Source organism: Cytobacillus oceanisediminis (assembly GCF_004366035.1).
GTDB classification, from domain to species: Bacteria; Bacillota; Bacilli; order Bacillales; family Cytobacillaceae; genus Cytobacillus; species Cytobacillus oceanisediminis_C.
Genome location: NZ_SOEE01000013.1, coordinates 18,197 through 41,371 on the forward strand (window position 1 = coordinate 18,197; position 23,175 = coordinate 41,371).

Sequence of the window (23,175 nt, forward strand, 5' to 3'; positions counted from 1 at the left end):
AGAAGTGTCAAAGGTTATACCATTCGTATAATTTTTCAAGCGTAAAATAGGACTAATACAATAAATCTTTATGAAATAATTTTTTGATATGTAGTCTCATCACAAATCACAAATAATTTCGCTGATTCAGGAATTAATTCATGATGACGGCGGGCTAAATCAAGAGAACTGCCGTCCGAAATTAAAGTCGCTCCTATTTCAAAAAGTTCCATCGCTGCATCCCTGTATGTGCTCCAATGCGGTTTAGCCTTAATTTCATAAAGATTCTCTCCTTCAGAGCTGCTCAGCATCTGATTAAAAAGCTTGCTTGAACCGTGATTGATGGCCGCATGAGCCATGAGACGGGAGATAGAGTCATTTGAAAGGATTAATTCATCAACGTTTGCGTGTTCAAACAAGGAAACGTGCTTATCCTTTTTAATTTCAACAATGGTGTAGATGCTTTTCTCATTTTTCTTTGAGATATGTTCAACCCTGGAAGCAATAAGAAGTGTTTTTCCATCGGAGTATTCAGCATGGTCATTTCGGTCATCCGAAAAAATGGCAACTGATTTTGCTTCCAGAATATTGGCTTTCATTAACACATCCTCTTCAGCAGGATTTCCGCTGACAAAATGGATCCTCTCATGCTCCATGGGTGTTCTTTCAGAATGGTCAACAATGACAACATCACATTTTTGCTTGCTGTGAAGGATCTCCTCCACCACATTTTCCAATTTTTCTTTTGATGCACCAATGAGTATATAATGCCCTTTTCCCGAATAAGTCAATTTTCCTTCCTCCTTCCATTTCCGGTACATGCTGAAGCTTTCAAAGACCTTCCCTATGATGATACCCATTGCGCCAATACCAAATGTGTAAAGAAGCAGCATGGTAAAGATTCGCCCAAAATCACTTACCGGAAAATAGTCTCCATACCCTACTGTGACAAGTGTGGTCATCGTCCACCACAGAGCATCAATAAAACGCGGAAATGTTTCCGGCTCGGCTGCCCTCATCGTAATGCTGCTGAAGACAATGAGAAATAGCGCAAGAGCCAATGCTTGCAATATACTTATTTTCGTCATTTTCAAAAAAACTTTATGTAGAATCCACATTTTTTCACCCCCCTTTTTTAATCCCGAACGGCAAATAATAGGAGAGATTATTTGTAATCGCTCCTCCTATTCTATATCCTGCAGCTGACGGTTTCCCGTTAAGCAGGAAGCTTCCCAATAAAAGTCTGCCCTTCTGTATTCCCTTTTCACTATTGAAATGGGCAGCAGGGTGCTCTGCATATTGCTGGTAAACTGGCAGATATTCAGCATATGATTGCTGGACGTCAGCATGGGTAAGGAAACCTTCCTGATTATATATTTCAACCGTATCACCTTCTCTTCCAAATACAGGCTTTTTGACATATGGCAGGCCTGACATAATAAAATAATCCGGTTCAAGATAGGTCGGAAGGAAGGATTCCTCAATCCATATATGCTCTTCCTTTGTAAAAAATGGATGTTCTTCCATGTGCAATCCCCAAATAACCGCCTGTACCGCTTTGTTTTGCAGCAAAAATGCGGAAGGGGGATTAATAATCGCAAGCTTTTCCGCCTCGACCAGTTCCAGGAGCCATAAACCAATCCTGTTTCCATCTGCATCCTTATCGGAAATTAAGTTCTCAATCGGGAAAGTCTGGCGGTATAATATATCAATTCTGGATCCCTTCTCATCAAAAAGCCCAATTCCTCTTTGAATCTGCAGCTTGTGAAGAGGGATAAAATTAGAAGCCACACCGGAAAGCTCTTGAATATATCGGACGGTTTCCCGGTCTTCGAGATTGTCTTCATGGGCAGTAAAGACAACATTGGGTGTTTTCAAATTCAATTTCCGAGCATATTGTTCAATACTTCCATAAACTTCTTTACTCAGTAGAAATTCCATTCCCTCGTTTGGGTCTTCTGCTCCAAATTCTTTGCACACCTCACTATTGACACGGAAAAGCTCTTTAATAAATGTTGGGGTATCTGCATTGATTTCGATGCATTTATAGCCAGCTCCGTATGGGATTAGATCAAGCCGGGCAATAACGCTGTCTGAGGCAACGCTTTTCAGTCTGATGAACGAAAGCGTTTCTTTCGGAAATCCCATTTCAATAAGTGTCCGATCTGGCACTTCTCGAAGCAGGCTGCACACTTTAAAAAATATTTTGCCAATTCTATCACTGACAGTCCGAATACGTTCAAGTTCGGTTCTATCGATATAGGCAATATCATATAGTGCATATTCTTCCCCATATAGATCGGCCCAGAAATGATTTATTTTGCGGTAAAACCTGTTTCTTTTTTCATGGTAGGCTTTTTTATCCACTATTCCTTCTCTCCTATGTCCTTGATATATAGAACATATACGCCCCGATCCTCGTCGATTTCCGTAGAGGTCACTTGCTTTTGCCCAATTCCGGGAATATCAACAATATCTTTTAAAAGATAGCGAATGATGTCAAAGTGAGTTTGACAGGGGATAATGGAAAGCAGTTTATAATTCTCCATTTCACGGTATCTGCGAAACTCGATATTCAGCCCTTTTCCGCGGAAAACTTTTTCATCCAGCACATGTGGATTTCTTCCTATGTCCTTAATGACGAGAATCTCCTCTTCTCCATCCATCTCGTTGGAAATAAGCTCGTACTGCTGGCCTCTCATGATAAAATAAGTGCATAGCTGCCTGGCATATAATTCATCAATTCCCACAGATTGAGTGGTATACTCATAAAAAGGTTCGTATTCGCCTTTCCCTTTGTCGATATAATACGTCAGCTTTTTCATCCATTAACCAGCTTTCTTAGTAAGATAGGCACTTTGCCACGATCCAGCCGATTGCCAATGATAAGGAAAACAGCATGACACCTACAGCACGGTTATCATCTTCGATTGCCTTATGGATACTGAAACGAATGGTGATAACTTCTGCCAAAATGAATACGATTACCTGCGAAACGATGCCGATTATTCCCCATATGACCATGTCGAAAAGTGAGATGGAGTATTCAGCTGCAGCCCCCAAAACAATGGCAAGACCAATAATCTTTCCTCCAAGCACCAATGCTGCCGAAACATTCTTTTCTGCAATTAAGCTAATTTCCTTCAATTTTGGTGTACTGATCATAAACAGAACAATTCCGGCAGCCAAAAGAAGCAGCGCTACTCCTAAATACGAAGCAAAATTTACATATAAGTTCATAAACATACTCCCTTTCAATCAATTCTTTACCCTAAGCCTTATCCTCCATAGCTCTTTGAACCACTTCCAAACCCAGAGCTTTTCTGTCCCGATTCAGAATTGCTTCCCCCTTTAAAAGACGAGCTATTTTTATAGGTTAGAAAATCCTTGCTTTTGTACAAAGCTGCTTTGTTTTTAAAATATTGGCCTCCATAATAATAATGTCTATAATAACTGGAACGGCTGTCATCACATTCCCATACACCGTCATCTTCGTCCCACTCCCAATCAGTACAGCTCGAATCCTCAGGCAGAGGAGGATTTCCCTGAGACTTTGACCCACAGCCGGAAAGACCAAGCATAAGTGCCGTTGATGTAATGCCCGTCATCATTTTTCTCGTTTTTGTCAATATCATCACCCCGCTTCCTCACACTTTCTAATTTACGAATATAATCTGCAAAAGATTCGAAAACATTTATTTTCTTGAACAATAGCCTTTGAAACAGCTAATTTCAATTATTAACATTATGTGAAGGACAAAGTGACGGGATCTACGTCCAAGAAAAGTGATCCTTCCGGACAATGCACCTGTCCCCTCGCCCCTAAAGGGATTTATCTGCTCTTTATTACAGGAACCTCATAAAAAAGCAACGGCCTTTTGGCCGCTGCTCCCGTATTTTTCTTACTGTATATTTAATGCCTTCAACACACTATCTAATGTTTGTCCATTATGTGTTTTAACCGGTGTTGGTGAATTATCCATCCAAGGGTTTTGCATCAAGTAATTATTGATGACATATTGCATATCCTTTGCGTCTACTACACCATCAAAGTTGATATCTGCTTCGCGTTTGTCTGTGCTCCAATTCGATTGAATGGAAAGTGCGTCTTTTACATCAATCACATTATCTTTGTTCACATCCCCGGCATGTGCAGGTCTATAATAAACTGTTTCTGTAAAAGGTTTTATTTCACCATTTTCTTTCAAGCCGACTGTAAAGGTTCTCTTCACAGTGAAATGTCCTGGCATATCTACTTCTACCGTGAATGGTTTATCCGTTAGCGGTAATTTTGAATGGAAAGACCAACCAAAAACACTAGTTCCAAGCGTGTTTGGATATTCATTTCCGGCTTCATCTGTTACGTTCACTTTTGCACCCGCTTTTACGAAATCAATTTGTGATAATGGTTCCCCAGGAATATAAGGATTCCCGAATGCTTCTGGGTTGACCCAAGACTTCAGAACGGAATGCGTTCGTTCCACCTGGTAAGGAATCGTGATGCTATCTACGGATTTCATAGTATCATCTGTATTGGTATAAGATGATTTGAATTGTTCTAAATTTATTTCTCCACTATGAGCATCTTCTTTCACTTTATATGTGACATCCACCATCGGAAACGATCCGCTTATTCCTGTTTGTGCCGCATCATCGGTTAATGTCGCGGTAATGTCTGTTTTCTTCCTCGTACGTCCATCCATTTCTACATCCGTATTCACTGTCTGAATATCCACTTTCCCATTCAAAGACGAGTGAGGTTTAATGCTTATCAGTTCGGCGTTCGATAGTGGATTTATAAATGAATATATCGCTTGCTTCATGTTAGTCAAATTGTTCATCGAAATGGTAAGCGTCACCGTATCGCCCGCTGTTACTTTCTGTTTATCAGGAATAGCTGTCCCATACTGAGTACCTTGTTTCACATAATATACATGTTTAACGCTAGAATAGTTCCGAACTGTCGCCATGTTTTCTGCATACATGGTCACCGGAAGCACTGATACACCCGGGATCAGTGATAGCTCTGACGTAAAGTTTCCGTCAGCGTCTAATGGAACCTCGGTTGTGAATCTACCAAACTGGTAGACAAATTTATTATTGGCTTGAGATATATCCATGCCGCCGGCTTTCATTTCTTCCACACCCGGATCGTACACAGAACCTGTTAATGGGACCGTTGTTTGATCCGGACTATATTCAACCACACCAGAGTCCACATTTAGATCAAGTGTTGGCTGTGTAACGCTAAAGTAAACCGGGGTATCTGAACTAAAGGTTTTCCCATGATCATTAGTCCCAACCATCTTGATTTTGTATAACCCTGGTTTAGTTTGTGCCGTATCATACGCAATCGGGTTATCCGGATCTCCCGTCAACGGATAGTAATACCCCTCGTTCATAGCGCCGCCTAGACGATATTCAATATGCTCATCTGCACCCATGCCGTCAAAGGAGCCAAGGAATCCGATTTCTTTATTCGTTTTCGGATCGACCAAGAATAGATCCAATGAACGCATATGAGATTTTAATTGGAAGTAAAGTCCAACACCCCATTTTAATCCGTTATAGCCTGCTTCACTCGCTACTGTAAAGGCAGGAGGACTTGCCTCAATATGATCAATGCCCTCTTCCGCTGTATGAATGCCAAATGGGACTCGATAAGTTTCATTTGGATTGTCTTTATTCGTATACACAACGTATCCTTCATAATTTCCTAATTCAGCCGTTTTTGGAATTAGCATCGTCACCGCGGTTTTCTTTTTCTTACCCGCTTTCACTTTCACCGTTTTCTTTGTCTCCACAGTGACACCGTTGGCAGCCGCATCATTGGCTACGCGGGAATAATCGTTGGCAAACCTTCCTTCCAATGTTTGGAACTCAACATTCACTTCGTATGTTTTTGTTTCTTCGCTGTTGTTGTAAAGCGTGACAGAGCGCATCTCTCTTATATGTTTTCCATCTATTGTCTGTGCGCCAAAGCTGAGGGCACCGGTCGTCTCTTTAATCGTTTGGATTCCTTCATCTGCAAGAGTGGCGGCTCCTCCATTACTCGTTTCCGTCTCGTCATTTACTTGAATGTTTGTTTGAGCATGAACCGCTTTATGCGGATTCACTCGTCCTGCGCCTACTTCAAATACGCTATATTCTCCATTTAATGGATCCGCTGTATTCATGAGCCTCGTTTTGATATCTGCTGGCGTCATGTCCGGATCAGCTTGTTTTAAAAGCGCAGCTACTCCTGCAACATTTGGCGCTGCCATGGATGTACCAGATAAAGATTCATATGCATATTGATAATTACCGATTTGATCTTCTCCATGCATATAAGACGGTACTGTTGACATGACAGATACCCCTGGTGCGGTTACTTCCGGCTTAATATCATACAATACGCGGGATGGACCGCGAGAGCTGAAGTCAGCTAATACGTCTCCTCCAGTCACAACTGGATCACCCATTGCATCAAAGGAGAATGTTGCACTCCCTGAAGCTAGTGCTTGCTTCATTGCATTTCCTCGTTCATCGCTTAGAGAGAATACAGGGATAGAATCAAACCCTTCTCCTAAATACACATCTTCCAGCGGATAGGCGTTGTATAATAGGAGAGCCTTCGCCCCTCCTTTTTTCGCATTATTTATCATAGAGCGAAGATCAATATATCCGCGTGTATCAAGGATAACTTTTCCATTCAAATCTTTGCCATTATAAGAACCGTTCTCTCCATCTATAACCGGCAAATTTTGTCCTTTTAATTCTTCTATTTTGTCGTCAAGCCCTTTAGCAACCAGCTTTAAATCCGCAGATACATTTGTATCTGCATGAAGCGTTCCTTTAAATGTAGGAATCGTGATAGAAGTGTCACTGGCCCCGACTGTAAGCGCTAATGGAGAGGTGCCAGGTGAACCAAGTGTATACATTCCGTTCCCTGAGTTTCCTGCTGACACCACTGCTGTTACGCCTGCCAGCACGGCATTGTTCACGGCAATACTCGTCACATAAAGCGGGTCGTTATAGTTCGCACCAAGCGACATGTTCAGCACATCCATACCGTCCTCCACTGCTTGGTCGATGCCGGCTAAGATCGTCCCAGTACTGCCCGTACCGTATTGACCTAACACACGATATGCATAAATATCAGCATCCGGTGCTACTCCGGTTACTGCAGTGTCAGACTCGTTCGTCCCTTGGCCAGCAATGATTCCCGCCACATGAGTTCCATGCTGGGTATAATAGGCTCGTACTCCATATGGTTTTCCAGCTTTCACCCAATCATCATACGTTGTTTCCATCGGATCATTATCGTTATCCACGAAATCATATCCGCCTTTATAGGCACCTTTTAAGTCAGGATGATTATAATCGATTCCTGTATCCAGAATCCCTACCTTCACACCTTCGCCCGTAAAGCCTTCTTGATGAAGCTTTTCAATGCCAGGAAACGTAATCGTCCTATTTGGTTCTGCTTTGTCCTGTGATTTTTGTTGTTCTGTTACAGGCGGCTCGACTTGAACTTCCAAATCACTCCAAACAGCCTTTACCTCATCAGATTCAAGCAGCGCTTTTGCCTTGTTGGCAGGGATCGTCATCGCCACACCATTAAATGCATGCTTGTATGCACGCTTGATTTTGTAAGGTGATTTCTTTTGTTTTAACTCATTTTTAAAAATCGTTTGCAGATCCTTTTGAAAGGTTTCATGCGATGCATTTACTTTTTCTTTTGCTTTTGTGCTAGACAGGGTTTTTCCTTCTATTTCCGCTTCCAGCATCGCCGTCTTTTCCGGCATGTCCTTAAATTGAACAATGACAGAAATGGAATCGCTGCTCTTTTGATCTACTTCAGGAGATAGCTGCAGCCCTCCTTGGGCATTCGTTTGTAATTGTTTAATCGCTTGACGCTGTTCTGGGGTAAGCTTTGCCAGCACTTGTTCAATTCCTGAAGCTGACTGTGCATGAACCTGTTGTGAAAAGGTGACTGGCACAAGGCTGCTGCATGCAAGACCTGTACTAAGTGCCAACAATGCGACATTTTTGGTAATCTTCTTTTTCATTCGTCTTTCCCTTCTTTCATGTCTGGTGATAAATCCATTCTATTTAAATTTGATGAAATTTAACTTTTGAAAAAATTCATCAAATTCTATTTTTTAAAATAAATATAGTCCTAGATTTGGAAAAAATAGTAAAATATCAGTTAAATTAGAGGATGCGTGGAAATAATTACATGGGCTATTCAACGAGACAAAAGAGTCATGCCAATAAACCTATCATTATATCCCAATAGGATTAAAAGATCACAGATGGAATTGAAAATCAATGGCTGAGCTATAGTTTACTTTCAAAAGGGCAGGATTATAAAAAAGTAGATTAACACCAAAAACCCAGCTATTCTTCACATAAGATTAGCTGGGTTTCTTTATTATTTCCCCAAGTTGAACACCTGACAGATCTGTCTTACATCTGCTCTGAAGGATTAATAGGCGGGTCAAGCTGAATTTGTTTGTTAGGATAAATTTTAGAAATAACAGAAGAACTCAATAATCGTTTTATTTCATTAGCTGGCATTTCCATGGAAACTCCGTTAAACGCAGTTTTGTAAGTGTGTTTGACCTTATAAGGGATATTTTTTTCATCTAATACTGTTAATAGTTTCCGAAACGTTTGATGATTTTGTTCAACTTGTCTTTTAGCTTCCTCTAATGTCAGTGTGATTCCTTTCTCTTTTGCTTCCAAAACAGCTATTTTTGCTGGCTTGGTTTTGAATTCAATGATAATGGGTACGTACTGATTGCTTGAAAGGTCAATGGATGGATCTACCTTGGCTGACGAATGCATCTTTTTTCCCACCACCTTGTCTTCTTTTTGATAGGCATTCTCTCCTTTAGTGCCCTGACAACCACCTATAAACATAACTATTAAAAGAACTATAACGTAACACTTCTTGCTGGACATTCTAACTCCTTCCTTTAAGAGCGAAAAATTTGCTAATTTGATAGAATTTTTTAAAAATATAATTACATCAAATCCCAATATAATAGAGCCAACACTGATATAAAGAATTCAAATTACCAGACTAATATTTAAAAATTCTACTTGCAGCTACGGGGTGAATTTTGCATGTATGAAGGAAAAATTATTAAATTTTATCGAGAGAAAGCTAAATTAACACAGCAGCAGCTTGGTGAGGGGATTTGCTCTGATACACATGTTAGTAAAATTGAGAGGGGGATGACAGATTATTCCCGGCAAATCACCTCGCTGTTTTCGAAACGGCTCGGAATTAATATTGAAGAGGAGGTAAAGCGATATAAAAATACAAAGAAGCTTTTAAATCACTGGCATGATGCAATCATAAAGGAACTATTTGATGAAGCTAAAAAGATTAAAGACGAGCTGGAAAAAGAACCATTACTTCAGATCACAGATTATCAAATTCTTTTTGAACTGCTAAAGGCAAGATACTATCTTATGCATAATAATTTAGAGCAGGCCGATATAATCATTAAAGTGATACAAATTAAAAATAAAAATTTACCACCCTACGAGAGTAACTTACTGAAGCATCTTTTAGGTATTTCTTACTTGTCTAAACAGGATATGATAAAAGCTGTCAATATATTAAAAACAATTAACCCTGAAGATTATAAGAATCCTGAGTATTATCTAAACCTTGCCACTTCTTATCTTGCCGTAAATTCAAAAATAATGGCCTACTACTATGCAGAGAAATCTCTGCAATATTTTATTAAAACTAATAATATACTTAAAATGATTGATGCAGAAATGATCATGCTGATGACACGAGAAAGTGAAGGATACCGTGATTTTCAAAAAATAGTCGAGCAGTATAAAGCACTAATCCATACCTGCGAGCAGTGCAAAGCCTCCGATAAAAAGGCAAGACTGCTGCACAACTTAGCATTTGAACACTATAGCAGGCACAAATACGAAGATGCCAGCAGAATGTATCAACAATCAATGGTTCTTAAAAAAAAATCAGCAGTATACTTAACCTCCCTAGAAGGGTTCATTCGCAGCTGTTTTGAAGGGAATCTATTATCGGAACATGAATTAATAACCCTTTGCCGAGATGGTTTATCGGTGGCAAGGGAGATTAACCAGTATTTATATCTAATCAGTTTCAAGCTTCTTCTCTATTTGATCAACAATCAACAGAGTGAATATTTTAGTTACTTAAGTTCTGACGCCTTACCATATTTAAAAAAGTGTGGTTATGTAACTTTAGTACAGCGATACGAAAAGGAACTTTTTAATTATTATTTGGAAACCGACGAAAAAGGCAAAGCACTTGAGCTGGCGGACATTTTAATTAATTCTGGCTGATAAAGGGGATTTGTTACTATTTTTTTCAAAAATGCCAGGAATATCATCCTGGCATTTTTGAATGCTTGTCACTCTATTAGTTCAAGACCAATGGAACGGAATAATTTTTCCAATGTAACCTTGCCATGTTTTTCTTTTGGCTTTTTACTCTCTTTGGCATCAGGTCCTTTTTCCAAGAAATTTTTCTCGATGAATCGAAGATCGGTTTCATCTACTTTTCCGTCCTGGTTAACGTCTCCTTTATTTACCCCAGCGTTTTCTTTTCCGTATGAGAAAACGGAGATGATCGCATCTTGGATATCAACCATCATGTCCCCATTGACATCACCTGCAGCGTTTTTATCCATTTTCGCTAACAGTCGTACCCCTGCTAGTTCTCCATCGACATTCTGCACAAGTTTTGTCGTTAATTTGCTTGTAAGGTGGCCTGGTACTTTAACATAGATTTCATACTCTTTTTCTGATAATGGAAGGTTATCGATTGTAAAGTATCCATTAGCAAAGATTTCAGATGCTTCGTAGGTATTACCATCTGCCACTTTTGCATAGACTTTCGCCCCAAGCTTAGAATAGTCAATTGAATAATCCAATTGTCCATTTTCTTTATAGAAAGCTTCAGGCAGAATATTTCCATTCACGACAGAGTGTCCAGCCAGAATCGTAAATGACTTATCTTTAAATACACGGATATTTACAGGATTTGAGTTTGATGTCTTCTTATATTTGAACGCACTTGGTGCAAAAGACAAGTCCTCTGGGGCGTAGTATTTGTCGCCAATGACTTTAAACGTGACCTATAAGAATGGAAGATCTTTATCGATTTTCAACTCATTTTGATCAATCGAGGCTCCAACTTTAACGCTTCCTGTACTGACCGCTGGTTCAGTTAGTTTTACGGTTACACCTTTTTGCTCAGCATATTTCTTAAATTCCTCATTGACTAAAATCATTACTTTTTCCAATACTCACCCTCTATTCCTGTATAAATGATTTTTAAAAACATCGAAAGATTTAATCAGAATCTAACCAATATTCTGATCCGCAATTACATTATTGCACAGTTCTAAAAGTTGTTGTATTGGGGGTTTAAGAGGAGAAATTACTCAAGAAGATACAGGTGTTCATTCCTAAAAATCCAGGATCTAGGGACTAAACTTCTGAAAAATATGCGCAGATAACCAAAGTGTGCCAAAATAACCAGTCTATAATACTTAAGCCATTCCCCCAAGCTTTGTCTGCTTAAAGCCTGTACTATTATAAAGATTTCAGCTGCAACTTGTTTTCAAACACGGTAAATCTTACAGGCACCCATTTTTTCAAAATATAATAGGACATACAGAAGGAGTGATGGTAATGCCTTGGCAGCAAAAAATAAGCTATTTAACCGGCCAGCCTGTTGGGATTTCATTCACCAATGGGCAAGGTGCAACAGGGGTTTTATGCGGAGTATCAGGTTCAAAGGTTCTTGTTATAGAATACTTGTATCAAGCTCAATTTGCCCTAAAGCAATATGATGCCTTTATGATTCAGGATATTAATGGTTTTCCGCCTTGTCATAACCAGCAGCCGCTTTATTAAGGAACTCTTTGTAGGTCGTGGGATTTACTTTATATCTGTGAGGTCAGGGGATCAATCCCTGATAAAGTCTTGTATATCAAGGATCTGCTTGCTGAGAAAGGGGGATTTTTCTCAATAGACTTTCCATTGAGAAATAGATTACAGAAAAAGTCATAATCCTTCTTAGATATCAATCACCCATTTGCTCAAAAAAAGATATGGTTTTTAATTGAACATATTTTACTCAATTGTTTAATAGATTTTCCTCTGGCAGCGTTGAGGTCAGGGGTTCGAGCCCCTTATTCTCCATGAAAACAAGAAGATGCAAGACCTTTTAGGCTTTGCATCTTTTTGCAATTATTGACCTCTTAAATCAGTTAACCTTATCCATTCGAAAAATTCACTTAAACTATGCCTAACAGTATCATAGCTAAAAAATTGATAGTCAATGAAGTCCATGTAATTTCTTATAGATTTATCATTTTCCCTTTTAAAAGCATCTAAATGCCAAAAACTAAGTCGCCTTTTCGGGAGTATTTTCACATTTTGTAAATATGGATTTTCTTTATATACAATCGATAATGTCCTGACCAATCTTTTTAGGGTCTTATGGTTCCTAGCATCCCTAAATAAGGTTTCATATTCTATCTGATCTTTTAAAAAAATCATCATTTGAATGATATCTATAAAATATTTAATAGAATCCATATTATGACGCCATCCATGAAGGCATATCATATAGAAAGTATGATAATCCGATAATTCTTTTATAAATCTAAAGGGGTGCAGCGGCTTTGCTTTTTCCCAGAATTCATTAATCTTTAGAGAAGAAGAATTCTCCTTTAACAAATTCCAATGCAATTCAATTGTTAATGGAGTTTGCGACCCTGGGAGTTTTTTGCTGAAGCTGCAATGGAAATGAAATGGAATAGGTTCCTCTTCAACTATAAAACCCAAAGAAGTTATAGAGTTAATGGCTTTTTCAAGTTGATTTGGCCTTATCAGTAAATCAATGTCAGAGGTTCCCCTTGCTCCAATATGCCCGAAATATTTCTCGGCAAAGATAATTCCTTTTAACGGGATAGCCTCCACCTCAAACTTATCGAAGCGATTTAGAATTTTTCCTAATTCACTTTTAATAAAAAGATTTAGATACAAAGCCTCATCATACTTCTCCTTCAATCGCTCCTGAAAATAAACTGGCGTTTGTTTTAACTTTCCCTGTTGTTTTAATAGATAATAAACTTGTGAGGAGACACCGAAATGACTAATATCTTTTAATGTCTTCTTAAAAAAGTTTGGATTTTCTGGCAGTGGAAATCCTGGGTCGTATAATGCCTGAATCCATCTCATGCTCATAAATATACATCCTTTCAAAAACAGTTAAGCAAGCGAAAAGGCAGAAGCCTTTTTACTTTGAAATTTTGTTTTATGAAGCATCCGATAAAGCCCTGGCTGAGTAATTAATTCCTGATGTGATCCCATTTGGACAATTTTCCCCTGATCCATGACAATAATGACATCTGCATTTTCAACAGTTGATAACCGATGTGCAATTATAAGTGTCGTCCGGCCCTTCATTAAGTCACCCAGTGCTTCTTTCACATGGAATTCCGTTTCACTATCCAAGGCAGATGTAGCTTCATCCAGTAATAAAATAGATGCATTTTTTAATATTGCCCTTGCAATTGCTAAACGTTGCTTTTGCCCTCCAGATAATTTAACGCCTCTTTCCCCAATTTCGGTATCATAACCTTCAGGAAGCGACATGATAAAATCATGTATATAGGCATCTTTCGCAGCTGAAACCATTTGCGTTTCACTGATTCCAGGCTTAGCAATCATTAAATTTTCACGAAAAGTCCCCGCAAATAGAAAGGTTTCCTGTGGAACATGTGAGATTATGCTCCTCAAATTCGATAGAGTAATATCTCCCATACTTACTTGATCAATGTATATTCCACCTGATTGCGGCTGATAAAAGCTCTGCAGAAGATTAAATAATGTACTTTTCCCAGCGCCGCTTGGCCCGACAATTGCAATTACCTTGCCGGCAGGAATGGTCAAGTTTAAACCCTCAAACACTTTATGACTTTCATCATAGCTAAAAGTGATGTCGTGAAATTCTATTAAACGCATCAATGGTTTTGAAACAGAATAAGATGGCAACTCCTCTGAATCAGCAGGTTCCTCGAGGACATCCAGGAGTCTCTCTACTGCCGTAACCGAACGCTGAAACCCTGCCCACTGTCCAGCCAAACCAGTTAGCGGATAAACCAAATGGTTCACAAGATTTACAAAGGTTAATAGTGCCCCGACAGTCATTATGTTTTTGGAAACATAATAGGCACCAAGGAGAAGGCTAACATAAAAAGTGACAGAACTGATTAAACTCCCCCCTGAATAAAACCAGCCCTGTAGTTTGGCGTTTTCTTTCTCAAGTTTGAATAACTCTTCATTTTTACTTTTAAACTTTTCAAAGGATGATTTTTCTAAGGTAAAGGAGCGGATGACCCCTATGCCATTAAATGTCTCGTTTATATGAGTATTTATTTTTCCGAATAGGCTGTGTATCAATCTGCTATTCCGGCGAAGCAGCAAGCCAAACACCAGCCCAGCCACAAGAGCAAAAGGGGTGATTAACAAACTAAGAAGCGAAAGAGTTACATTGATTTGGATAAGAAAAATAAATACCGCAATAAAAATAAGGGGCAGCCTAACCAAATTGATAAGACTATATCCAATCACTCCATCAAGACTATGTATATCATTCGTAAAATGAGAGATGACTTCTCCTGACCTCATATTTGATACTTTACTTGAAGGCAGACGTAAAATGTGGCTAAACAAATGGTTTTTAAGATCCTTTTTAACGCCGTTGGTTGCCACAGTTTCAAAGTAAATATCCATAAAAGATGTAACAATGCTGACCAGCACAAGGCAGATTCCGATTAGTACTAACTCTTTGATTTGGTTAAAGTCGGCTTGGACGGCTGCATCCGCAATTTTTCCGAAAAATGCAGCGAAGGCAATCGTCAAGAAAATATCCACAGCCAATAGCCCAAATAAAACAAAGTAAGCAATCCTATGCTTTACAATAAAAGGCTTAAGTAGTGCCAACGTCTTTAAAATATCCTTCATTGTAAAATATTCCTTCATAAGCCTGATCAGCCGCTGCCTTTTAGTGGTATTCATATGTACACTCCAAATTAAATCTAAAATTGTGGTCTTTTTCTTTTATTTAAGTACTTCCTTAATAAGCCTGATAAAACAGGCATCGCCAAAATTAACTTTCCCCAGGCATAGGCATGCAGGTCCTCCACGTTTACTTTCCGGCTTGCTTTCTGAACATAAAGCAACTTCCCGACAATCCTGTCCTTACTTACAGGCAGGTCAAATCCAAGATTGGTATCCCCTTTAAACACATAATGAGGGAAGCCTTGAATCATTTCTTCATGGTAAAATCGATGGACAACTAATTGACCGGATTCTGCCCAAAATAAAGTAATATCCCCCTTAGTTAATAAAGAAGGTTCACAAGGGATAAACCGGCAAATCTCCCCTTTTTGGATTAACGGGTACATACTATCTCCTTCAGAAGGAAGGTCAATACACCCTTCTTTTTGAATTGTCCTCTTTAACAAGTCAATCAATTCCTCGTCAAACAGCATACTTGACCAGCCCGCATTCCATTAACTGAGAAAGGAACTCTTCAATTTCCCTTTCACTAACTTTTGTTTCAAGGTATTCCCGGCCAACTGCTTGTGTTAGTGACTCTAATGTTTGTTCCGCCTCAAGCAAAGACCAGCAAAATCCTCCTATATCATTTAACTTAGTAACCGTATAGTCATCCGTATTCAATATAATCCACTCATTATCCAGATGTGTTGACTCATAGCTGCTTTTTTGTACATATCTAGCCATCAAGAAATCAACTCCCAAAAGCGATTGTTTTTTTGAAAATGAGGGTCATATACTGGAACAGTTTCTACTAATTTATTTAGCAGCTTGATCACTTGCTTAGTTTCTTTTGGGCTATGTGCCCAGTAGAATACTTTATCTAATAATTGAATTAGAGCATCAGACTTTTTTAGGTTCATTCTATTATTATGTAAAGACTGGTGTAAAAGCTGTATGCTTGCTAGTGGAACTGTTTTATTGGTTCCGGTTGCCTGCAACTCACTTCTAAAGGGGGAATCAAAGACAGTTACTTTTCCATCATCAATCATTAAAATGGTTGCCTCATCAGAAAGCAGTTCTCTTGGCGCAGACAGTTTTGCTGCCGTTGACTTTCCTGCGCCTGATTGGCCAGAAAAAATATGAGCTTTACCATTTTCAATGGCACAGGAAGAATGGATTAAGAGACCCCAGTTGTGGTAGACGATGAAGGAGCTGTATAAATTTGTTATCGCGTGCTTTAACGCAAATTCATTATGAGCATAAATAACAGAATATCTGTAGTCGAATACTGTCTCAATTAGATAGTCAGCACGCCGGAAAAGTATCTTTTCTTCATGCTTGGAAACTTCAACATGGTAGTTAACAAATGGCTCTCCAAACCCCTTCTTTATAGTTATTTTTATGTCTGGATCACTTGTTTTCCCCTTGAAAATACTGAAGTTCCTTTGAATGAAATTCTTAAAATCTTTTGATTCTGTTGATATCTCAACCTCATGGGCACCGACTTTCGCATAAAGTAAATCCATAATTACGAAACTCCTTAGATATAAATAAAGAGGGGATAACCTAGACTCACCTCTTATTTAAAATAATTAATTACTTCCTCTACCTTTTCCATTTCCGTTACCCCCACCATTACCTGAACCGGGTCCTGTTCCAGGTTTTTGAGGCCTAGGGTCATTAGGATAATTAATTCCTCCATTGCCATTTCCATTAGGATTCTTGTTCCCAACCCCTTTATTCCAGCTATGGGCTGTTTCAAAACGAATTGGTTGATGGCTTAAAACCATTGGGCGAGTATTTTCTTTTTTTTCATGGCAATCCAGTGTTTTCATTTAATCAACTCCAGTATTTTTTTAGAAAATCGATTGCTTCTTAGCGTTCTTTAAACAAGAATTAAAAAATATTAGCAATGGTTAATTATAAAGTACTATTCGTTCTTTTTAAAGAACATTTTTTCGACAAATTACTCATTAATACTCAGCATGCTACGATTAGAAGTTTTAAAAATAATTGATCCATTGTCTGACTACTACTGATAGTTTATACGGCCGTATTATTTTTATCTTGTTTTGTGATTTTTCCTTAGGACAGCTCCAGATCGAGAGTTTTTTCTAATAAAATAACACCTATGAACAATATATGAAACCACCCATACGCCAATACAGTTTTTAAACAAATCAAAATAAGAAAAAGATCTAAATGGAACATACATCTGATGAATCTCATCTATTAACCCATAAGCTAGGGCTAAACTGGCAGCCAGAATTTCCTTTGTACTGTTCAGTTTCCCAAAAGTTAGGAAAGACATTATGAGCAACAAATAAAGCAAACCGAATTCAAAAAAGTGGGCTAGCTCAAATAATATTCCTAATAACAAAATAACGTTCACATCCAAAAGGCTTGATAATGCAAAAACAGACTCAGGGTTAAAATGGCTCGACTGCAGCCAAATAATACCCATATACAAAAAGGGTAGAATTAAAAGAAAACACCTTATAATTACCATGCTTCACCTGCTATTATAATGGGTTAAGTCTTAAGGGAATTTAAAAAACCCAATAAGTATTTTGTGAAAAAATATTATATTTTACTACTAAGAATAATACCTGTCATCTTTTCGGCATTTGGATAATTATTTTCTTTATACTGTTCAATAACTTTATTTACATTAAAATCAACTCTTACAATTGAAGTCTGATACCTTCCATTATTTATTTCCCCAATACAATAAGATGCTTTACTAAGACCGTCGAAGGGTAATCCTACGCTTCCAATATCAATTATGCACTTGCCATTAATATATCTGATATAAGGCTTATTTGATATGAGGATAGATATCAGCTTCTTTAACCATCAACTTTTCATTTATTGCTTCATCACTTGATGATTGAGGTATCATTTCGGGAGTAGCATGGAAAGCATGAATTCTTTCCCCATCAAATTCTAACTTTAATTCTGAGGGCAGATTTTTGAGATATTCGATATCAACACCACCTAATTTGGAACATGTCCAATCTCGTTCTTTGTTCATCATCCCCAAAACTTGACTAGGAACTTCTCTCTCCCTCACCCCGCGGACCACCCATTCGTCCGCATTTCCTTTAATTACGTCACATTCTAATGATCTTACTAAGCCCAATGCCCTTTTTTGGCTCGGGCCCTCGAAAACATATTCCCCGAGAACAAGAACTTTGTGCTAAAACTGCCCTACGGATCTTACTTTGTGATTAATTTATTTTCCTCATTAATTTCCTTTGAAGTTAGTTCCAAAGTTGCATTAAATAATTTATTATCAGTCACTCCATATGCTGGGGCATCTGTCCCTGCATTTAATGTGTGTACACCTGAAATAGCGGTTTTCGTATGGATCTCATTGCCTTTTATCAACGCATTAAATATTTTAGTCGGCTTTGAAGATCCATATGGTCCTAACTTAATTAATGGTGTATTCTCTGTGTTATTTTTCGCCATGATCTCATTATTGAAGAGTTCAAACTTCCCTGCTCCTTGAACATAAATAGCAGCACCATATCCGATGTTTTCTGTAACTTCTAATAAGGAATCTTTAATAGTCACTTCTGGATTACCATATAAATTGTTCACATTAAAAAGGCTGCTTGGATTTTTAACTGTGCATTCATTCAAAACATATTTCCCTTCTCGATTAATTTCAAGCGTACCTGCTTCAAAGGTGCATCTGTTATACTCTCCAGCGGGAAGTATCGTACCATTATACTTCTCACCTTTCACAACTAAATCGTCATAGACACTTTTATTGTTTCCAGCCCCCTGAATAATGCCCTTATTCTTCGAATTTGCATGTATAGTTACATCTTTCATATGAACAGGAGCATCCCAGATAAATAGCGCTCCCAAATTGGCACCACTTTGCTTCATCTCAATATTTTCTATCTTTTGACCTTCTTTATAGCCAATATTCAGCATAGCATTAGCCATAGTCGCATTACTAAATGAAATATTTTTACCAAGCAGTTTAACTTCACTTTTTGTAAACTTATTTTGATCAACTATTGCATTCTCTGAATTTACTGTAAGCCCTGATCCATTAAAAGTATTTTCCTTTACAATCACATCTCCTCTAAATCCTTTATGTACATGAACACCTACTGCCCCTTCCAATGATTGTTCGAAGTGGTTACCTTCAATCACTGCATTTTCTCCATATGCAAGCACGATTTGAATTTTATTGTCTGTAAAGTGATTATCTTTAATAATGGTATCCCTGCCAGGAAAAAATCCAGGCTCTATATCAAGTCCGCTTTGAGGAGCTGTTCCGCCTGTATGGTGTATATGATTGTTATAAATCTTCACTCCGTCTGATCCAACCAGACTGATACCCTGCCTTCTGTTATAACCGATATCAGAATTTTTAATAGTAACGTTTTTAGAGATATCGACAGTCATCCTGCTTATTTTTACTTTCTTAATAGATGGTGCTTCAAAGACTGCACGAAAATAATCAGCATCTTTTGGAAAAACCGACTCTCCTGAGTAAAATCGAATTTGTTTATCTGCCCTAATAAAGCTTCCGTCTTTCCTGTAATAATAGACGTCTGCTTTGCTACCTGAGTTAATTCCTTCCGGCAGCCAAAAATAAATATTTCGATATTTTTCATAAGAAGCGTTTTCAAAATGAGTAACCGCTCGATTATTGGTACGGATTTTCCCTTCGGCCTCTACAGGTGTACCCTCATCATTAATTCCACCTATTTCTAAAGATTCTTCAGAAATGGTCGACCCTGTCACAGTGGTAGCTGTTACAATAATGCCATCCCCTGTAAATTTCTCAAGCTTCACGTCATCTATCACAATATTTTCTGCGCCAGCTACCTGAATCCCATAACCCCATTCATGAGTTCCACCAGTATCCGGACCTTTTTTTGAAAAATCATGTGTATCCCTGTCACCACGGTATGTACCACCTTTGACAGTAACACTTTGAACGTTTGGCCCAAGATACAGAACGGAATAGATCTCAAATTGGTTTGTTTCTTTTTGTAGTACCGTATTTTTACTTAATAAAAAATCCATATCACTAACCAAATTAATCCTTGCATCCGGGTCATCTTGTTTTGTTCCTTTTGCAATGAGGTAGGTTCCATCAGGAATTTTGAAGGTTTTATAATTATTTTTCTTTGCCCATTTTAGAGCTGCGTTGATTCCATTTGTAGTTTCTAGTGGATGAGTTCCATCGTTATAAACACCCCATCGACTAAGTTCTAATTCATAAACCGGTCTGTTCATTGAATAGTTATTTTGAGTTTTGATTATCTGCTTGTTACCTATATCTGCCGTCGCAATAGATCCTGTCATTAAAATCAATGCTCCAACAGTTAAAATTATCCACTTGGTCATCATATCACTCCTTCGTTCCCATCATTTCTAATTGGAGTAATATTTAATCGAACCACTCATCACAAAATAGCCAAATTTTAAATTTTTTTAACGAGATTACCCTCTTCAATATAATTCTAGTCACACTTTTAATTGTTCTTAACAAAAGAGTATAAAAAGGTTATATATTTTCTATTTAGATTAAAGTCATTATTAAAAGGTTTGAAGGTTTTTGAATTGAAAACCGGCAATAAAGCAGGATGCCGGAAGAGGGAATTTCATGGATTGTAGTGTAAATCCAATGACATTTGAAAAAAATAAATCTGTTCTTATATTATTCCCCTTCCTTGCAAGAATGGATTGGGAATAAATAAGATTTCTAAGATTACAGGTGGATTATTCCTTGTGACATTTCTTATCATTAAGCGTTATTTTATTATCTTAAAGAAGAAAATGCTTTTTGCACTTATTGAAGACCCTACAGAAAAATAATAAATTTAATGTACTCAATTAGCCCTTACTTTTTCTATTATTTTGAATAATATTTTATTAAGAAGTAATCTATATAAATCATCTACCTATTTTTAAAAATTTTAATGGGGGTAATATCATGAAGAAGAGGAAGTGTGTTATGTATATAATGAATAAGGCTAAAATTAAAGGTCAATTAACAATATGTGATCATTTATGCCTGTAGGCACTTATTTGGTTGAATTGGATCGTTGGAATGTAAAAAACGACGGAACTGATGCTGTTAATACTTCTAAAGGAATAAATGATGCTATTATATGGGCATCCCAGCAAAATTATTCAGAAGTTGTTTTACCGAATGGTATCTATTTGATTGATGAGAATAATCCCATCAAACCTTTAAGCTTCATGACTATAAACTTAGGTGGCGCTACTTTAAGAATAAGAGACAATAGCTTGCCAAAATATGCAATAATCCTTTTTCATAATAAACAACAATACTCTAGAATAACTAACGGAAAAGTTGAAGGTGACCGTTATACCCATAATTATGCAGGTGGAGGTACTCATGAATTTGGTGTAGGTGTTGAACTAAGACACGGAGTTCAATATATTACTATTGATAACTTAGAAATCTTTAATACTACTGGAGATGCAATTTTGGGCATTACCTCGTTCGGAGCTATCGGCGGCAGCTTTCCTAAACTTGCAGGGAATATGGAATCTGGCGGAATTAATACGTCAAATGGCTCTTTGACAACCAATCCAAATCGAATCCGTTCAAAAGTAAATATACCAATGATACCTCAAATAAGAAATCTCGGTTACTTCGGGCTATACGGTGACAGCTTCGGAGGTATAGGGAGTGAAATTACAACTAACACTTATGATGTAGTCTTTTATAAGAGCGATGATAGCTTTTTATCCTCAACGACCGACCTTCATTTCTTTGATGAAATAGAGGTTCCAACAGCAGCAAGCTATGCCAAGGTCACATTACATCAATCCACCGTTCCTTCAGCTTCTGGAACTACAATACTAATTCGAACTCCAGAGTTCCCGAAACATATTTATATTGAAAAATGCAACCTTCATCATTGTCGCAGATTAGGAATAGCTATTACTGGAATGAAACATTGTTATATAAGCGGATGTGAAATACATCATATCAGCGGCACTGCACCTGCTGGAGCAATTGATATAGAAGATGGATATGATCTAAACCAATATATTTTTATTGATGGAAATAATATATACGACAACAACAGTTATAATATTATTGCTGTATCAGGAAAGCATATTAACATTACTAATAATAGGATTCAATCTGGAATATTCACAATTAATTCTGGAGTAAACAAAGCAATTGTTGAGAAAAATTATTTTCATAATTGTGGTCCTCGTCTTGAAGGAGATACACTGTTCTCAAATAACCATCTATACGGCTGCAGAACACTACTTCTTGGCCGTGCAGAAGCTGCCATTAATAATTGCCTCTTTCATAATAGTCCACTAAACTTCAGTAAACAAAAAGCCTATGTAGCCCAAGTAAACAATAGTAAATTTTTATACGATGATGATTTTTATGCTGCATCAACCAACCCTGGCGCACCGCTAATATTTAGTACAGAGCCCCAAAGCATCTCAGATTCAGTTTTTGAAGGCAGTGGGGTAGAAGCTTTTACAGTAGTACCTGTAGGGACTCATGATTGGATTTTAAATAATGTTTCTTTTATAAACATAAAGCATAGGGAAAATCGTATTACACGATTACCACCGGGTGTGTATTCAAACTGTAAGTTCATTAATAGTGGAAGGCTAGGAGAATTATCTAGTGAAGATCTTACAAATTATAAATTTAATAATTGCTATTTTGAGTGGAATTCATATCCCTTGTTTTATATGGGTCCAGCAGCAAAACTTGAATTCTTTATGATATGCAATTGTTTCTTTTTGAACCTTTCAAATTCTGATAATGTCTTCTTCTTAAATGGAAGTTGGGGAACTTTCCACCTTTCAGATAATACATTCTATTATCCAAATGGAAGCAGTAATTCTATGATAGACATTCGTAATACTACATCAGCAGATTCAATTGTTTTTACTGATAATACTTTTATCTCAAAAAACAACATGATAGCTGTTAAAGCTGATAGTTCCCCTACTATTCCTCTAGTTTTCAAGGACAATATCCTAAAAAAAGCAAAAATTCAATTGCATGACAATCATATCAAGCTCGATAATATTATTGATTCTGTTCATAATCTTAATTAAGAATTAATTAATTGA

21 protein-coding genes are annotated in these 23,175 nt (G+C 37.6%); 3 read left to right on the forward strand and 18 right to left on the reverse strand.

Going from position 1 to position 23,175, the window contains the following annotated elements; translation table 11 throughout:
* Nucleotides 1–68: 68 nt before the first annotated feature.
* From DFO72_RS24735 to DFO72_RS24765, 7 genes are all read right to left on the reverse strand, one after another.
* On the reverse strand, nt 69–1,097 hold the full coding sequence (locus DFO72_RS24735; RefSeq protein WP_113884950.1) for a potassium channel family protein: 1,029 nt from the start codon (nt 1,095–1,097) through the stop codon (nt 69–71).
* A gap of 4 nt (nt 1,098–1,101) precedes the next feature.
* The gene (locus DFO72_RS24740; protein WP_113884951.1) at nt 1,102–2,346 is read right to left on the reverse strand and encodes a glutathionylspermidine synthase family protein; all 1,245 of its coding nucleotides are present in this window, start codon (nt 2,344–2,346) and stop codon (nt 1,102–1,104) included.
* Nucleotides 2,346–2,804, reverse strand: coding sequence for an RNA helicase (locus DFO72_RS24745; protein WP_113884952.1), 459 nt, complete (start codon nt 2,802–2,804; stop codon nt 2,346–2,348). The genes DFO72_RS24740 and DFO72_RS24745 overlap by 1 nt, the downstream gene beginning before the upstream one ends.
* A gap of 16 nt (nt 2,805–2,820) precedes the next feature.
* Nucleotides 2,821–3,219, reverse strand: a complete 399-nt coding sequence (locus tag DFO72_RS24750) for a DUF350 domain-containing protein (RefSeq protein WP_009331584.1) — start codon at nt 3,217–3,219, stop codon at nt 2,821–2,823.
* Nucleotides 3,220–3,257: 38 nt separating this feature from the next.
* A complete protein-coding gene (locus tag DFO72_RS24755; RefSeq protein WP_113884953.1) occupies nt 3,258–3,614 on the reverse strand; it encodes an aminotransferase yhxA in 357 nt (118 codons plus the stop codon).
* Nucleotides 3,615–3,881: 267 nt separating this feature from the next.
* Complete coding sequence (locus DFO72_RS24760; RefSeq protein ID WP_113884954.1) at nt 3,882–8,030, reverse strand: S8 family serine peptidase; 4,149 nt, start codon at nt 8,028–8,030, stop codon at nt 3,882–3,884.
* 400 nt (nt 8,031–8,430) lie between these two features.
* On the reverse strand, nt 8,431–8,928 hold the full coding sequence (locus DFO72_RS24765) for a protease inhibitor I9 family protein (protein WP_113884955.1): 498 nt from the start codon (nt 8,926–8,928) through the stop codon (nt 8,431–8,433).
* A gap of 165 nt (nt 8,929–9,093) precedes the next feature.
* Between DFO72_RS24765 and DFO72_RS24770 the strand changes: the two genes are divergently transcribed.
* On the forward strand, nt 9,094–10,320 hold the full coding sequence (locus tag DFO72_RS24770; protein WP_113884956.1) for a helix-turn-helix domain-containing protein: 1,227 nt from the start codon (nt 9,094–9,096) through the stop codon (nt 10,318–10,320).
* Nucleotides 10,321–10,388: 68 nt separating this feature from the next.
* On the opposite strand, the gene DFO72_RS24775 is transcribed toward DFO72_RS24770, so the two are convergent.
* Nucleotides 10,389–11,069, reverse strand: coding sequence for a dockerin type I domain-containing protein (locus DFO72_RS24775; protein WP_113884957.1), 681 nt, complete (start codon nt 11,067–11,069; stop codon nt 10,389–10,391).
* A gap of 45 nt (nt 11,070–11,114) precedes the next feature.
* Nucleotides 11,115–11,282 carry a hypothetical protein gene (locus DFO72_RS29710; RefSeq protein ID WP_166672556.1) on the reverse strand — a complete coding sequence of 56 codons (168 nt, stop codon included), beginning with the start codon at nt 11,280–11,282 and terminating at the stop codon, nt 11,115–11,117.
* 391 nt (nt 11,283–11,673) lie between these two features.
* Between DFO72_RS29710 and DFO72_RS24780 the strand changes: the two genes are divergently transcribed.
* Nucleotides 11,674–11,898 (forward strand): hypothetical protein, encoded by a 225-nt coding sequence (locus DFO72_RS24780; RefSeq protein WP_113884958.1) that lies wholly within the window; start codon nt 11,674–11,676, stop codon nt 11,896–11,898.
* Nucleotides 11,899–12,234: 336 nt separating this feature from the next.
* Here the strand turns inward: DFO72_RS24780 and DFO72_RS24785 are convergent, their stop codons facing one another.
* The 9 genes from DFO72_RS24785 to DFO72_RS24825 form a co-directional block, all read right to left on the reverse strand.
* A complete protein-coding gene (locus DFO72_RS24785; protein WP_113884959.1) occupies nt 12,235–13,236 on the reverse strand; it encodes a nucleotidyltransferase family protein in 1,002 nt (333 codons plus the stop codon).
* 24 nt (nt 13,237–13,260) lie between these two features.
* Complete coding sequence (locus DFO72_RS24790) at nt 13,261–15,072, reverse strand: ABC transporter ATP-binding protein (RefSeq protein WP_113884960.1); 1,812 nt, start codon at nt 15,070–15,072, stop codon at nt 13,261–13,263.
* A 20-nt stretch (nt 15,073–15,092) separates the two neighbouring features.
* Nucleotides 15,093–15,548 carry a S24/S26 family peptidase gene (locus DFO72_RS24795; protein WP_113884961.1) on the reverse strand — a complete coding sequence of 152 codons (456 nt, stop codon included), beginning with the start codon at nt 15,546–15,548 and terminating at the stop codon, nt 15,093–15,095.
* Nucleotides 15,538–15,801: a PqqD family protein gene (locus tag DFO72_RS24800; RefSeq protein ID WP_113884962.1), complete on the reverse strand. Its 264-nt coding sequence runs from the start codon at nt 15,799–15,801 to the stop codon at nt 15,538–15,540. The genes DFO72_RS24795 and DFO72_RS24800 overlap by 11 nt, the downstream gene beginning before the upstream one ends.
* Complete coding sequence (locus DFO72_RS24805; protein ID WP_243856272.1) at nt 15,801–16,583, reverse strand: hypothetical protein; 783 nt, start codon at nt 16,581–16,583, stop codon at nt 15,801–15,803. The genes DFO72_RS24800 and DFO72_RS24805 overlap by 1 nt, the downstream gene beginning before the upstream one ends.
* Before the next feature lie 66 nt (nt 16,584–16,649).
* Nucleotides 16,650–16,892 carry a hypothetical protein gene (locus DFO72_RS24810; RefSeq protein WP_113884964.1) on the reverse strand — a complete coding sequence of 81 codons (243 nt, stop codon included), beginning with the start codon at nt 16,890–16,892 and terminating at the stop codon, nt 16,650–16,652.
* 227 nt (nt 16,893–17,119) lie between these two features.
* Nucleotides 17,120–17,566, reverse strand: coding sequence for a VanZ family protein (locus tag DFO72_RS24815; RefSeq protein ID WP_113884965.1), 447 nt, complete (start codon nt 17,564–17,566; stop codon nt 17,120–17,122).
* Between the two features lie 309 nt (nt 17,567–17,875).
* Entirely contained in the window at nt 17,876–18,130 is a 255-nt protein-coding gene (locus DFO72_RS24820) for a hypothetical protein (protein WP_113884966.1), read from the reverse strand.
* Between the two features lie 146 nt (nt 18,131–18,276).
* The gene (locus tag DFO72_RS24825; protein WP_243856273.1) at nt 18,277–20,439 is read right to left on the reverse strand and encodes a right-handed parallel beta-helix repeat-containing protein; all 2,163 of its coding nucleotides are present in this window, start codon (nt 20,437–20,439) and stop codon (nt 18,277–18,279) included.
* Between the two features lie 663 nt (nt 20,440–21,102).
* On the opposite strand from DFO72_RS24825, the gene DFO72_RS24830 reads away from it, so the two are divergent.
* The gene (locus DFO72_RS24830) at nt 21,103–23,160 is read left to right on the forward strand and encodes a right-handed parallel beta-helix repeat-containing protein (RefSeq protein WP_113884968.1); all 2,058 of its coding nucleotides are present in this window, start codon (nt 21,103–21,105) and stop codon (nt 23,158–23,160) included.
* The last annotated feature ends 15 nt before the right edge of the window (nt 23,161–23,175 follow it).